This is a genomic window from Cognatishimia sp. MH4019 (assembly GCF_020177595.1).
Taxonomy (GTDB): Bacteria; Pseudomonadota; Alphaproteobacteria; order Rhodobacterales; family Rhodobacteraceae; genus JAHTBL01.
In genome coordinates this window covers 214,823-227,783 of sequence record NZ_JAHTBL010000005.1, presented here as the reverse complement: position 1 = coordinate 227,783, position 12,961 = coordinate 214,823, and the positions used below count along the sequence as shown (strand labels likewise).

Here is a 12,961-nt window from a genome sequence, read left to right as displayed (position 1 = left end):
CCGTAAAATGGCTGCATACGATTATGAAACACATGAATATGATGTTGTGGTTGTCGGCGCTGGCGGCGCTGGCCTCCGCGCGACGCTTGGCATGGCGGAACAGGGCCTGCGCACGGCCTGTGTGACCAAGGTGTTCCCCACGCGCTCGCACACGGTTGCCGCGCAGGGTGGTATTGCTGCATCGCTGGGCAATATGGGCCCCGACAGCTGGCAGTGGCATATGTATGACACCGTCAAAGGGTCTGACTGGTTAGGTGACACGGACGCGATGGAATATCTGGCGCGTGAGGCGCCCAAAGCGGTCTATGAGCTTGAGCATTACGGCGTTCCGTTCTCGCGGACGGAAGCGGGCAAGATTTATCAGCGCCCGTTCGGTGGTCACACGACCGAATATGGTGAAGGCCCCCCCGTGCAGCGCACCTGTGCCGCCGCCGACCGGACCGGTCACGCGATTCTGCACACGCTTTATGGCCAATCGCTGAAGAACAATGCGGAGTTCTATATCGAGTATTTCGCGATTGATCTGATCATGTCGGAAGACGGCGAATGTCAGGGCGTTCTGGCGTGGAAGCTGGATGACGGCACGTTGCATCTGTTTGCTGCCAAAATGGTCGTTCTGGCCACTGGCGGTTATGGCCGCGCCTATTTCAGCGCGACCTCGGCCCATACCTGCACCGGCGATGGCGGTGGCATGATTGCCCGTCAGGGCATGCCGCTTCAGGATATGGAGTTCGTGCAGTTCCACCCGACCGGGATTTACGGCGCGGGCTGTCTGATTACCGAAGGCGCGCGCGGGGAGGGGGGCTATCTGACCAACTCCGAAGGCGAACGCTTTATGGAGCGGTATGCGCCGACCTATAAAGACCTCGCCTCGCGCGATGTGGTCAGCCGCTGCATGACAATGGAAATCCGCGAAGGGCGCGGGGTTGGGGCCGACGGCGATCACATCCATCTGCATCTCAACCACCTGCCGCCTGATACCCTGGCCGAGCGTTTGCCCGGCATCTCGGAAAGCGCGCGCATCTTTGCGGGTGTCGATCTGACGAAAGAGCCGATCCCAGTGCTGCCGACTGTGCATTACAACATGGGCGGTATCCCGACGAATTACTGGGGCGAGGTTCTGAGCCCCACCAAGGATGATCCCGACCGTGTGGCCCCCGGCCTGATGGCCGTGGGTGAGGCGGGCTGTGCCTCTGTGCATGGGGCGAACCGCCTAGGCTCGAACTCGCTGATTGACCTTGTGGTCTTTGGACGTGCCGCCGCGATCCGCGCGGGTAAGATCGTTGATCCGGAGACGGCTGTGCCGACCCCGAACAACCGCTCGGTTGAGGCCGCGTTGAGCCGCTTTGATGGGTTGCGCTACGCCAAGGGTCATGTGCCGACCGCCGAGCTGCGTCTGGAAATGCAGAAGACCATGCAGGCCGATGCTGCCGTCTTCCGCACCGACAAGACGCTGGCCGAGGGCTGCGAGAAGATGGATGCCGTGGGTGGTAAGCTGGAGGATTTGCAGGTCACCGACACGTCGATGGTCTGGAACTCTGATCTGATGGAGACGCTGGAGCTGACCAACCTGATGCCCAACGCGCTGGCCACGATCACCGCCGCCGAGGCGCGCAAGGAAAGCCGCGGGGCGCATGCCCACGAGGATTATCCCGACCGCGACGACGAGAACTGGCGCAAGCACTCGCTGATCTGGTTCAAGGGCAACAAGGCCTCGCTGGGTTTCCGCGGCGTGCATCTGAACCCGCTGACAAGCCATAATGAAGGCGGTATTGATTTGAAGAAGATCGCACCAAAAGCAAGGGTTTATTAAATGCAAAGATCGGTACTTTTGATTGGCTTTGTTGCTGCAAGATGCGGTTTCACCTCTGTCGCTTCGGCAAATTCCGTCAATGGCGCAGTGAGCGATTGCATCCGCGAAACCCGCGCGCCCGGATCGTATTCGATTGTCGGTGGCGGGTCTCTGCCAGTGGTCGCGCCCGCCAGTGGGGCGACACAAGGATCTGCCGCAGCGGTCAATGATTGCCTTTTGGACAAGTACCAAGTTCAGTTTGCAGCCGTACCGACCGCACCTGCCGTGTGTGCGGGCACCCCAGTGCGTCGCAGCACTATGAGCCACTGTGAAAGACTGCTGAACCGAGGGTCGGTTGAGGCATTTGCGCGAAGCGTCGGGACCTCAATCTTTGCGGGCGGAATTGGAGCTGGCATCCATGCCAGCGCGGTTACAGCGAATTTTCAGCGATGCATCCGATCAGGTGCCTATGGTGCGGGAGCAACGTCAGGTGGTTTCGGATCATCCGTTCACACAGCTAATTGCCGGCCCGGTGCTGGCGTTATGCAAGGCGGAACGACGCTTTGCCCCGGTCAAGGTGGCTAGAATGCGGATTGCCGCTGCGGTTTTCGCTTCTGTGGTCCTTGTCGGGTGCGATACCGGCATTGGCGACTCGGTTGCGAGGGAAACAGCACGTAGCGTCGTGAAGCCCATCGTCGCGCAATACTTGCCCGGACCGGGCGGCGAGGCGATCACCGATTGCGTGATCGACAACGCCTCTGGTGCGGAAATTCTTCAACTGGCTCGCGCTGCCGCGACGGGGCCGGACGACAGCACGGTGCAGGTGGTTCTGGATATCAGCCGCCGCCCGGACACGATTAACTGTATTTCCCGCGATGGCCTAAGCGCCGTTTTGGGACAATTCGGATAGGAGGACAGCATGGTCCAACTGACACTTCCAAAGAACAGCCGGATGACCTCTGGCAAGACGTGGCCCAAGCCCGAAGGGGCCACCAATCTGCGCAAGGTCCAGATTTACCGCTGGAACCCGGATGACGGCAAGAACCCGTCGCTGGACACGTATTTCGTCGATATGGACACATGCGGGCCGATGATTTTGGACGCACTGATCAAGATCAAGAACGAGATCGATCCGACGCTGACCTTCCGTCGGTCCTGCCGCGAGGGGATTTGCGGCTCCTGCGCGATGAATATCGACGGGATCAACACGCTGGCCTGTATCTATGGCCTGGATGAGGTGAAGGGCGATATCAAAATCTACCCGCTGCCCCATATGCCGGTGGTCAAGGACCTGATCCCGGATCTGACGCATTTCTACGCCCAGCACGCGTCGATCATGCCGTGGCTTGAGACGAAAACAAACCGCCCTGCGAAAGAGTGGAAGCAGTCGATTGAAGACCGCAAGAAGTTGGACGGTCTGTATGAATGCGTGATGTGCGCGTCCTGCTCGACCTCTTGCCCGTCTTATTGGTGGAATGGTGATCGGTATCTTGGCCCGGCCGCCCTGCTGCACGCGTATCGCTGGATCATCGATTCACGCGATGAGGCGACGGGTGAGCGGTTGAACGATCTGGAAGACCCGTTCAAGCTCTATCGGTGCCACACGATCATGAACTGTGCCAAGACCTGCCCGAAGGGTCTGAACCCGGCAGAGGCGATTGCCAACATCAAGCAGATGATCGTTGAGCGCACGGTCTAGGCTGCACGAGCGCCGAAAAAAAGCCGCGCCCGAAATGGAGCGCGGCTTTTTACTTGTCCGATGGGCGGAGCTTACATGTCATCGCCTTCGATCAGCGTGTCGCGATCCAGATCGGTATCCATGATGGCTTCGGGGTTTTCCATCTCATTGGCGCCGAGCGAAACGTCGGTCTCTGCGCGCACAACCTGCGTCGTGCCGATGATCGTGCCGTCCTTGGCGTAAATCGGCGTTGGCTCTGTCACAACGACTTCGCGCTCTTGAGTAGCGCAGCCTGCCAGAGCAACAGCAGAGGCAGTAATCGCAGTCAGTTGGAAAAAGCGTTTCATAGTGTAAGTCTCCTATAGATGTGATGCTGCTCAACACATGCCATTTCCTTTGGTTCCACAGGAGATCCATATTTATGCCAAGCCGTGCGCCCGTGCCCCCGGTGATCTGTTATCCGGTCGAAACTCTGCCGCGTCCTGACCTGCCTGCGCTGCGTGCGGCCTGTGATGGCATGACCTGCGTTGCAACACATATCGCGCCGCCGCGCGAGGCGGCGTGTTTCGAGGTCAAGGCGGGTCAAGCGTTTCGGATCACCTCCATCGACGGGCCGCAGGTGGGGGATCTGAACCTGTGGAATGCCCATGACCTGAGCGAGCGGTTCTATTCCGGCAAAACGCGGGCGCTGCACGGCACGCATGTGACCGAAGGGCACCAATTGTGGAGCAGTTTTCCGACGCTGCGCCCAATGGTGACAATCACGCGAGACACGTTGAACTGGTATCGGTTCGATGCAGACGGAGGCGGGATACATGACGTGATCGGAACGCGCTGTGACCCCTATACCCACCACCTGCTGAGCGGACAGGATTATCACCACTGCTGTCATTCCAACCTGACGCGCGCGGTGGCAGAGCACCTGAACCTCTCGCTGAGCGAGGCCGAGTGTCATGTCCATGATGTGCTGAATGTTTTCATGTGCACCGGGTTCACGCGGGACACGCAGCAATACTTCATGAAAGCCAGCCCGGTGCAGCCCGGAGATTTCATCGAATTTTTTGCCGAGGTTGATCTGTTGTGCGCTCTATCGGCCTGTCCGGGCGGGGATTGCTCTGCCACGCATTCTAGCGATGAGGCGAAGTGTTATCCGTTGGAGATTACGGTCTATGATCTGGCGCGGGCTCCGGACGGGTGGTCTGCTCCTCAGACGAACGGGTATGACCGCACCCATGGGATTTGAGGTATTTATCGACAAAAGAAGACAGGCGCGCGCGTTAAGGTTAATGCGCGGTTACCGGCTTCTTTTGTCCGAAAATACCTATTTCCGACGGTTTAGGTGAACGCAGCCTCAAGGGCGATTTCCACCATATCGCCAAAGCTGGATTGCCGGTCCTCAGAGGGCAGCGCTTCGCCTGTGATGAGGTGATCTGACACCGTAAGCACGGCCAGAGCGCGCGCTTTGTAACGCGCGGCGAGGATGTAAAGCTCGGCCGCTTCCATTTCGACGGCAAGCGTGCCATGGCGCATCATCTGTTCATTCAAATCCTGGCGTTCGTCGTAGAATACGTCCGACGAATAGATGCCGCCCACATGGGTCGTGCAGTCTTCGCCTTTGGCCGCCTCGGCTGCGGCAGAAAGCAGGTCGTAATCGGCGCAAGGGGCGAAGTTCAGGTCTTTGAAGATGCCTGAGGACGGCGTGTTCAGCGTCGTTGCGGTCATTGCGAGGATGACGTCGCGCAGCTTCACATGCTCCTGCATCGCCCCGGTGGAGCCGATGCGGATGAGCGTCTTGGCCCCGTAATCTTTGAGCAGTTCGTTGGCGTAGATCGAGAGCGACGGCATGCCCATGCCCGAGCCATGGATCGTCACGCGATTTCCGCGCCATGTGCCGGTAAAACCCAGCATGCCGCGCACTTCGTTGACGCAGACGGGGTCGTCGAGAAACGTCTCGGCCGCCCATTTGGCGCGCAGGGGGTCGCCGGGCATCAGGACGGTTTCGGCGATATCACCGGGTTTGGCTGCAATATGGGGCGTCATGGCAGGCTCCTTTTTTCGGACCCTGCCATAGGCTTCGCAAAGGGGGAAGCAGGATTATTCTGCAGCCAACGGGGCCTCATCCACCAGACCGACGAGGTCAATCATGATGCGGTTCAGCTCGAAATCCTTGGGCGTGTAAACCTTGGCAACGCCCATGGCGCGCAAGCGGTCGGCGTCGTCTTCGGGGATGATGCCGCCCACGACCACGGGGATGTGGCCCAGGCCCTCGGCGCGCATCTTTTCCATCAGCTCACCGATCAGAGGGATGTGACTGCCCGACAGGATCGACAGACCGACGACATGGGCCTCTTCGGATTTGGCGGCGGTGACGATTTCATCAGGCGTCAGGCGGATGCCTTCATAGGTGATGTCCATGCCGCAATCGCGGGCGCGGGCGGCGATTTGTTCGGCACCGTTGGAGTGGCCATCAAGGCCGGGCTTTCCGACGAGGAACTTGAGGCGGCGGCCGAGTTTATCCGACACGGCATCGACCTGGGCGCGGATTTCCTCCAGCCCCTCGGTGCGGTTGGAGGGGTTCTTGGAGACACCCGTCGGTGCGCGGTATTGTCCGAAAGCGGCGCGGACGACGTCGCCCCATTCGCCGGTTGTGACACCTGCCTTGGCGGCTTCAATGGAAGGGATCATGATATTGGTGCCTGTGGCAGCGGCTTGGCGGACAGCCTCCAGCGCCTTTTGCACGGCGGCATCATCGCGGGCGTCTTTCCATGCGGCGAGGCGGGCCAGTTGGTCGGCCTCGGCGTCCTTGTCGGCGACCATGATCGCCTCGTCGCCTGCGGTCAGGGGGCTTTCTTCGGCCTCTTGATAGCGGTTCACGCCGACGACGGTGGTGCCGCCGTCCTCAATGCCCATGATGCGTTCGGCGTTGGAATCCACGAGACGGGATTTCATGTATTCGATGGCCTCAACTGCGCCGCCCATGGAGTCGATCTGGGCAAGCTCGGCGCGCGCACCGTCTTTTAATGCAGCGACCTTGCGATCCACGGCAGGGTTGCCGTCGAAAAGGTCATCATATTCCAAGAGGTCCGTCTCAAACGCCATGATCTGTTGCATACGGAGCGACCATTGCTGATCCCATGGGCGGGGCAGACCCAGCGCTTCGTTCCAAGCGGGCAGCTGCACAGCGCGGGCGCGGGCGTTTTTCGACAGCGTGACAGCGAGCATCTCGATCAGGATGCGGTAGACGTTGTTTTCGGGTTGCTGTTCGGTGAGACCGAGCGAGTTCACCTGAACGCCGTAGCGGAAGCGGCGGAACTTGGGGTCCTCAACGCCGTAACGCTCTGCGCAAATCTCGTCCCAGAGTTCGACAAAGGCGCGCATCTTGCACATCTCGGTGACGAAACGGATGCCCGCGTTCACGAAGAAGGAAATGCGGCCGACCATGGCGGGGAAATGTTCTTCGGGGACTTTGCCCTTGAGATCGTCAAGCACGGCGGTGGCGGTGGCCAGCGCGAAGGCCAGTTCTTCCTCGGGCGTCGCGCCGGCTTCTTGAAGGTGGTAGGAACACACGTTCATCGGGTTCCATTTTGGCAGATGCTCGCGCGTGTAGGCGGCGACATCGGTAATCATGCGCAAGGACGGTTTTGGCGGGCAGATATAGGTGCCGCGCGAGAGGTATTCCTTGATGATGTCGTTCTGCACGGTGCCTTGCAGTTTGGACACATCGGCGCCCTGTTCCTCGGCCACGGCGATGTAGAGCGACAGCAGCCAAGGGGCCGTCGCGTTGATCGTCATGGAGGTGTTCATCTTCTCAAGCGGGATATCATCGAAGAGCGCGCGCATGTCGCCCAGATGCGCGACGGGGACGCCGACTTTGCCGACCTCACCACGCGACAGCTCGTGATCGCTGTCGTATCCGGTTTGCGTGGGCAGATCGAAAGCGACCGAAAGGCCGGTCTGACCCTTGGCGAGGTTGCCGCGATAAAGCGCGTTGGAGGCTTTGGCCGTGGAGTGCCCCGCATAGGTGCGGAAAAGCCAAGGGCGGTCTTTTTGCGGCGCGTCGGTCATGGGAGCCTCGATTCGATTTGGGTAATAATCTTCTGTGAGTTCCTAATTCCGCGAAAGATTATAATCAAGCGTTTTCGCTGCGTTGCGGCGTTACGATAGGCTATGGGTCATGCGCGTGGCGTTGGAAAAGCCGAAAAGATAGCGCAGAGGGCCGATATGTTCGGTCTTGCCAGCTTGAAAACCCTCACGCTCGTAAAGCGCGCGGGCGCGGGGATTGCTGTCGATCACGTCAAGGCGGACCTGGGAAAGGTCGCGGGTGCGCGCCTCGGACAGGATGGCGCCCAGAAGCTGGGTGCCGACGCCTTGGCCACGGGCGTTCGCATCGACAAAAATGCCGTCCATCAGAAGAACGCCGGGTTCAAGATCACGTTCGAGGATCGTGAGCAGCAGACCACGCCAGAGACCGCCCCAAGGGCCGTAATGGCGCTGTATGTCGCTTAACTCACCGCCGACAAGTGCGCCATCGGCTGTCTTGAACCCCGCCAGCCCCAAGAGCTGGCCCGCCCCATCACGCGCGCTGATCGCGAAATCGGGGTTCAGCACGTCTTGTAAAAAGGCCAGTGCCTTGGCGTCGGGGCGCATCAGTTTGCCGAGTTTGCCAGAGAAAGCCTGCCAATAAAGCTGCGCGGCATGGGCGCGTTCTGCTTCGCTGAAGCCGGGCGAGAGCGTGATCTTCATACCACGCAAGTAAGACCAGGGATTGGGATTTTCCAGAGTGTGGCATAGGTTGGCGATTAATGTTTACGACCATCACCCTTCCGCTATGGCTTTTCGTGCTGCTGGTGCTGTTTGCAACGGTCACTGCGCTGAGCCATTTTCTGTTTCCATCTGTGCGGTGGTTCTTCCGCAAACGTGCAGAACGCGTCGTGGACAAGCTGAACAAAAAGCTGACACGGCCGATTGAGCCCTTCAAGCTGGCGCGGCGGACGGACATGATCCAGCGGCTATCTTATGACCCCGAGGTCACGCAAGCGATCGTCGAGCATGCCAAGGAGCATGGCGTTCGCGAGGACGTGGCGTTCGAGCAGGCCCGCCGCTATGCGCGCGAGATCGTGCCGTCGTTCAGTGCGACGGCCTATTTCGGGATCGGGACGCGGCTGGCCAAATGGTTGGCGACGGCGTTGTATCGTGTGCGGCTGGGACATTATGACGAGACGCTGACGGGCGTGCCGCGCGACGCGACGGTCGTCTTCATCATGAACCACCGCAGCAATATGGATTATGTGCTGGTCACCTATCTGGCCGCGCGGGCCTCTGCACTGTCTTATGCGGTGGGAGAATGGGCGCAGGTCTGGCCCTTGTCGCGGCTGATCCGGGCGATGGGCGCGTATTTTATCCGGCGCAAGTCGCGCAATGCTTTGTATCGCAAAGTTCTGGCCCGCTACGTGCAGATGGCGACGCGCAATGGCGTGACGCAGGCGGTGTTCCCGGAAGGTGGGTTGAGCCTTGATGGGGCGCTGGCGCCGCCAAAGCTGGGGTTGCTGACTTATATTCTGGACGGATTTGATCCTGAGGGGCGCGATATCGTCTTTGTCCCCGTGGCGATTAACTATGATCGGGTTCTGGAAGATCGCATCCTGATTGCGGCAGGGGAAGCGGGGAACCGTAAGTTCCGCGCGCGGATGAGTGTTGTCATGGGGTTCGTGCTGAAGCAGCTCTGGCTGTGGGTCACGTTCCGCTATCACCGGATGGGCTATGCAAGTGTGAGCTTTGGCAAGCCGCTGTCGCTGAAGGAATACACGGGCTCGTCGCCGCGCGCTGAAATCAAAGCGCTGGGCCGGGCATTGATGGCGCGGATTGAAGATGTGATGCCGGTCTTGCCGGTGCCGCTGGTGAGCCAGATCCTGTTGACGGCGGACGGTCCCCTGTCACGCGCGCAGATCGAGGCCGAGATGCAAGCCCGTCTGAACGAGATGGACACTGCCCATATCCATCTGCCGCGTGATGATCTGGCCTATGCCGCCGAGGTCGGTCTGCGCCAATTGCGCAAGCGCAGCCTGATCATCGAGCAGGACGACAATTACACAATCGCCCCTGAGGAAGCCCATGTTCTGCGGTATTATGCGAACTCGATTGCCCATGTGAATGCTGCGGATGCGGCATAACTCGCGCAACTTTCTGCGGCTGCAAGGTTATAAAGTTACAAAAATCTTTCAAATCGGATTGCTTTATTACCTAAATCCCAATATCTGAGTCGGCAAGACGGCGCGATTCTGCGCTGCGGCACTTGCGACCTGGAGGTTTTCATGGCTCTCGATACGAATACTGAAGTGTTCACTTACGACGCTCCGGAAAAGGAGCTTTACGATGTGGGCGAGATGCCTCCGATGGGGTTCGTGCCTCAGAAGATGCACGCATGGGCGATCCGCCGCGAGCGTCATGGCGATCCTGATACCGCGATGCTGAAAGAAGTCGTGGACGTGCCGGAGATCGACAGCAACGAAGTGCTGGTTCTCGTGATGGCCGCGGGTGTGAACTATAACGGTGTGTGGGCCGCTTTGGGTCAGCCGATCAGCCCATTTGATGGGCACACGCAACCCTATCACATCGCAGGCTCTGATGCCGCGGGCATCGTCTGGGCTGTGGGTGACAAGGTCACGCGTTGGAAGGTGGGCGATGAGGTGGTCATCCACTGCAACCAGGATGATGGGGACGACGAGCATTGCAATGGCGGCGATCCGATGTATTCGCCCAGCCAGCGCATCTGGGGCTACGAGACGCCTGATGGATCGTTCAGCCAGTTCACCCGCGTGCAAGCGCAGCAACTGATGCCGCGCCCCAAGCATCTGAGCTGGGAAGAGGCGGCGTGCTATACGCTGACACTGGCGACGGCATATCGGATGCTGTTCGGGCATGAGCCGCACGATCTGAAACCTGGTCAGAATGTTCTGGTCTGGGGCGCGTCGGGCGGGCTGGGCTCTTATGCGATCCAGTTGATCAACACGGCGGGTGCCAACGCGATCGGAATTATCTCTGAAGAGGATAAGCGCGATTTTGTCATGGGGCTGGGTGCAAAAGGCGTTCTGAACCGCAAGGATTTCAACTGCTGGGGGCAGCTGCCGAAGGTCGGCACGCCGGAATATGCTGAATGGTTCAAGGAAGCGCGCAAATTCGGCAAAGCGATCTGGGACATCACGGGCAAGGGCAACAATGTCGACATGGTGTTCGAGCATCCCGGTGAGGCGACGTTCCCGGTGTCGACCTTTGTTTGCAAAAAGGGCGGCATGGTCGTCATTTGCGCTGGTACCACGGGCTTCAACCTGACCTTTGACGTGCGCTACATGTGGATGCACCAGAAGCGTCTGCAGGGCAGCCACTTTGCCCATCTCAAGCAGGCCTCTGCCGCGAACAACCTGATGGTGGAGCGTCGTCTGGACCCGTGCATGTCCGAAGTGTTCCCGTGGGATGATTTGCCCGAAGCGCATATGAAGATGCTGCGCAATGAGCATAAGCCGGGCAACATGTCGGTGCTGGTTCAAGCGCCGAAGACGGGTTTGCGGACGTTGGAAGATACGCTCGCTGCACAGTAAGTATTACCAAATTAAAGCGGCTGTCAGTTTGGTTTGACAGCCGCTTTTTTCGTGCGACTTTACAGGTGGCGCAAACCTCACCTCAATAAATTCAAAGACTTAGGTTGCGCTGGCCCCACCAGAATAGGGTTAGTCAATGTTGCTAATTCTTTTGTAACGCTGCTCGTGCTAGAGTTGAGTTAATGTTTTGTTAACCTTCTCTAGAGAGTGTTAAATGGCAAATGATTGGATAATTGACGTTCTGGCCGATCTGCGTACCTTCGCAGGCGCCAATGGTCTGAACGCACTCGCAGAACAGCTTGACGATGCGGCGCTTGTCGCGGCGGCTGAGCTTGCGACTAGGGGAGAGTGTGCCACGGATGGTGCGCAATTTGGAATCGCTCATCGATCGCCTTTGGCGCGCCCAATCGCGTGACGATCTTCAAACGCTCTCGGTCGAGCTGCGTGATTACTACGAAATAGCTCATATCGTTTATCATTGGGTGAATAGCGACGGCGAGCAATACGGCGTCGGCACCTACCCGATGACATGGGTCGAACACTATCTTGAACACGATTATCTGCGTGTCGATCCGGTCATACAGGGTTGCTATCAGCGGTTTCACCCGGTGGATTGGAAGCGGTTGGACTGGTCCAGCAAGGCCGCGCGCAACTTCATGAAAGAAGCCATCAATTTCGGGCTGGGCAATCAGGGCTTTTCGATCCCGATCCGGGGGCCGCAGGGGCAATTTGCGCTGTTTACCTTGAATGACACCGCGACCGATGCGGAATGGGCGTCTTTCACTGAGCGCAATTTGCGCGATCTGATCCTGATTGCGCATTTCTTTAACCAAAAGGCCCTGGAGTTCGAGCCCAACGCCCAACCGGATGCCGCGCGCGCGCTGTCGCCGCGCGAGGTAGATGCGATGACCTATCTGGCGCTGGGCTATTCGCGCGCGCAAGTCGCCAACACGCTTGATATCTCGGAGCACACGTTGCGCGCCTATATTGAAAGTGCGCGGTTCAAGCTGGGCGCGATGAACACCACCCATGCAGTCGCGCGGGCGACATCTTTGGGACTGATCGTCGTTTGACGCTTTGAATGGCGGATGCCGGGTTTAGGTATTTTGAGACAAAAGAAAGCCGGGCGGGGCGTTAACCTTAACGGTTTCTTACACCCATCGGGCGCAGCCATTTTTTAACCAACTTGGCACAGGCTTTTCTTCAGCAACGTGACGGAGAGCCCCCATGATCAGATTTCTTTATGCAGACCAACTAAATGCGTTTCCCAAGCTGCGCGACGCGATGTTTCGGGACCGCGCGGACCAGTTCAAGCGGCGGCTTGGGTGGGAGGTGTCGGTGGATGGCGATGGCTTTGAGCGCGATGAATATGATGATCTGAACCCGCTTTACGTGATCTGGGAGACGCCGGACGGCGGGCATGGTGGCTCTATGCGGTTTTTACCAAGTGTGGGGCGCACGATGGTGAATGATCACTTTGCGCATTTGTCGAACACTCAGATTAGCAGTCCGGGGATTTGGGAGTGCACGCGGTTCTGTCTGGCTGCCGATGCGACCGCGAATGTCTCGGCACTGTTGATGCTGGCGGGGTCTGAGTTAATGACGCGGTTTGGGGTCACACATTTCGTTGGAGTGTTCGATGCGCGGATGGTGCGCATTTATCAAAGGATTGGTGCGCCGCCCGAGGTGCTGGGCAGTGTGGGTGAAGGGCGTGACCAGATCAGCGTGGGGCTTTGGTCGTTTACGCAACCGGCCTTGCTTCGCTTGCAAAAGCGCGCAGGCGTGAGCTTTGAGGTCTCGCGCTATTGGGCGCTGCGGGCGTTTGGCGGGAGCGATCAAACGGCCTGGGCCGCATAACCGCTGGCCCGTGCGGCGTGGCCCTTGTAGGGTCGCGAC

Annotated in this window: 13 protein-coding genes; 8 read left to right on the top strand and 5 right to left on the bottom strand. The window is 59.0% G+C overall.

Annotated features, from left to right (window positions below; translation table 11 throughout):
* The first annotated feature begins 7 nt into the window (after positions 1–7).
* From sdhA to KUW67_RS11065, 3 genes are all read left to right on the top strand, one after another.
* Positions 8–1,813, top strand: coding sequence for a succinate dehydrogenase flavoprotein subunit (gene sdhA, locus KUW67_RS11075; RefSeq protein ID WP_224825369.1), 1,806 nt, complete (start codon positions 8–10; stop codon positions 1,811–1,813).
* 397 nt (positions 1,814–2,210) lie between these two features.
* Entirely contained in the window at positions 2,211–2,702 is a 492-nt protein-coding gene (locus KUW67_RS11070) for a hypothetical protein (protein ID WP_224825368.1), read from the top strand.
* A gap of 9 nt (positions 2,703–2,711) precedes the next feature.
* Positions 2,712–3,491, top strand: coding sequence for a succinate dehydrogenase iron-sulfur subunit (locus KUW67_RS11065; RefSeq protein WP_224825367.1), 780 nt, complete (start codon positions 2,712–2,714; stop codon positions 3,489–3,491).
* 71 nt (positions 3,492–3,562) lie between these two features.
* Here KUW67_RS11065 and KUW67_RS11060 read toward each other — a convergent pair whose 3' ends face one another.
* The gene (locus tag KUW67_RS11060; protein ID WP_224825366.1) at positions 3,563–3,817 is read right to left on the bottom strand and encodes a hypothetical protein; all 255 of its coding nucleotides are present in this window, start codon (positions 3,815–3,817) and stop codon (positions 3,563–3,565) included.
* A gap of 74 nt (positions 3,818–3,891) precedes the next feature.
* Between KUW67_RS11060 and KUW67_RS11055 the strand changes: the two genes are divergently transcribed.
* On the top strand, positions 3,892–4,713 hold the full coding sequence (locus tag KUW67_RS11055) for a DUF1989 domain-containing protein (protein ID WP_224825365.1): 822 nt from the start codon (positions 3,892–3,894) through the stop codon (positions 4,711–4,713).
* 92 nt (positions 4,714–4,805) lie between these two features.
* On the opposite strand, the gene deoD is transcribed toward KUW67_RS11055, so the two are convergent.
* The 3 genes from deoD to KUW67_RS11040 form a co-directional block, all read right to left on the bottom strand.
* Positions 4,806–5,510 (bottom strand): purine-nucleoside phosphorylase, encoded by a 705-nt coding sequence (gene deoD, locus KUW67_RS11050; RefSeq protein ID WP_224825364.1) that lies wholly within the window; start codon positions 5,508–5,510, stop codon positions 4,806–4,808.
* A 54-nt stretch (positions 5,511–5,564) separates the two neighbouring features.
* Positions 5,565–7,535 (bottom strand): protein meaA, encoded by a 1,971-nt coding sequence (locus KUW67_RS11045; RefSeq protein WP_224825363.1) that lies wholly within the window; start codon positions 7,533–7,535, stop codon positions 5,565–5,567.
* 90 nt (positions 7,536–7,625) lie between these two features.
* The gene (locus tag KUW67_RS11040; RefSeq protein ID WP_224825362.1) at positions 7,626–8,213 is read right to left on the bottom strand and encodes a GNAT family N-acetyltransferase; all 588 of its coding nucleotides are present in this window, start codon (positions 8,211–8,213) and stop codon (positions 7,626–7,628) included.
* A 59-nt stretch (positions 8,214–8,272) separates the two neighbouring features.
* Here KUW67_RS11040 and KUW67_RS11035 point away from each other — a divergent pair, with 59 nt between their 5' ends.
* Both KUW67_RS11035 and ccrA read left to right on the top strand, forming a co-directional pair.
* Positions 8,273–9,640 (top strand): 1-acyl-sn-glycerol-3-phosphate acyltransferase, encoded by a 1,368-nt coding sequence (locus tag KUW67_RS11035; protein ID WP_224825361.1) that lies wholly within the window; start codon positions 8,273–8,275, stop codon positions 9,638–9,640.
* A 141-nt stretch (positions 9,641–9,781) separates the two neighbouring features.
* Positions 9,782–11,065 carry a crotonyl-CoA carboxylase/reductase gene (gene ccrA, locus KUW67_RS11030; RefSeq protein ID WP_224825360.1) on the top strand — a complete coding sequence of 428 codons (1,284 nt, stop codon included), beginning with the start codon at positions 9,782–9,784 and terminating at the stop codon, positions 11,063–11,065.
* Positions 11,066–11,255: 190 nt separating this feature from the next.
* Here ccrA and KUW67_RS11025 read toward each other — a convergent pair whose 3' ends face one another.
* Positions 11,256–11,450 carry a hypothetical protein gene (locus KUW67_RS11025; protein ID WP_224825359.1) on the bottom strand — a complete coding sequence of 65 codons (195 nt, stop codon included), beginning with the start codon at positions 11,448–11,450 and terminating at the stop codon, positions 11,256–11,258.
* Here KUW67_RS11025 and KUW67_RS11020 point away from each other — a divergent pair.
* The gene (locus KUW67_RS11020) at positions 11,425–12,138 is read left to right on the top strand and encodes an autoinducer binding domain-containing protein (protein WP_224825358.1); all 714 of its coding nucleotides are present in this window, start codon (positions 11,425–11,427) and stop codon (positions 12,136–12,138) included. The genes KUW67_RS11025 and KUW67_RS11020 overlap by 26 nt on opposite strands.
* Before the next feature lie 154 nt (positions 12,139–12,292).
* On the top strand, positions 12,293–12,922 hold the full coding sequence (locus KUW67_RS11015) for an acyl-homoserine-lactone synthase (protein ID WP_224825357.1): 630 nt from the start codon (positions 12,293–12,295) through the stop codon (positions 12,920–12,922).
* The last annotated feature ends 39 nt before the right edge of the window (positions 12,923–12,961 follow it).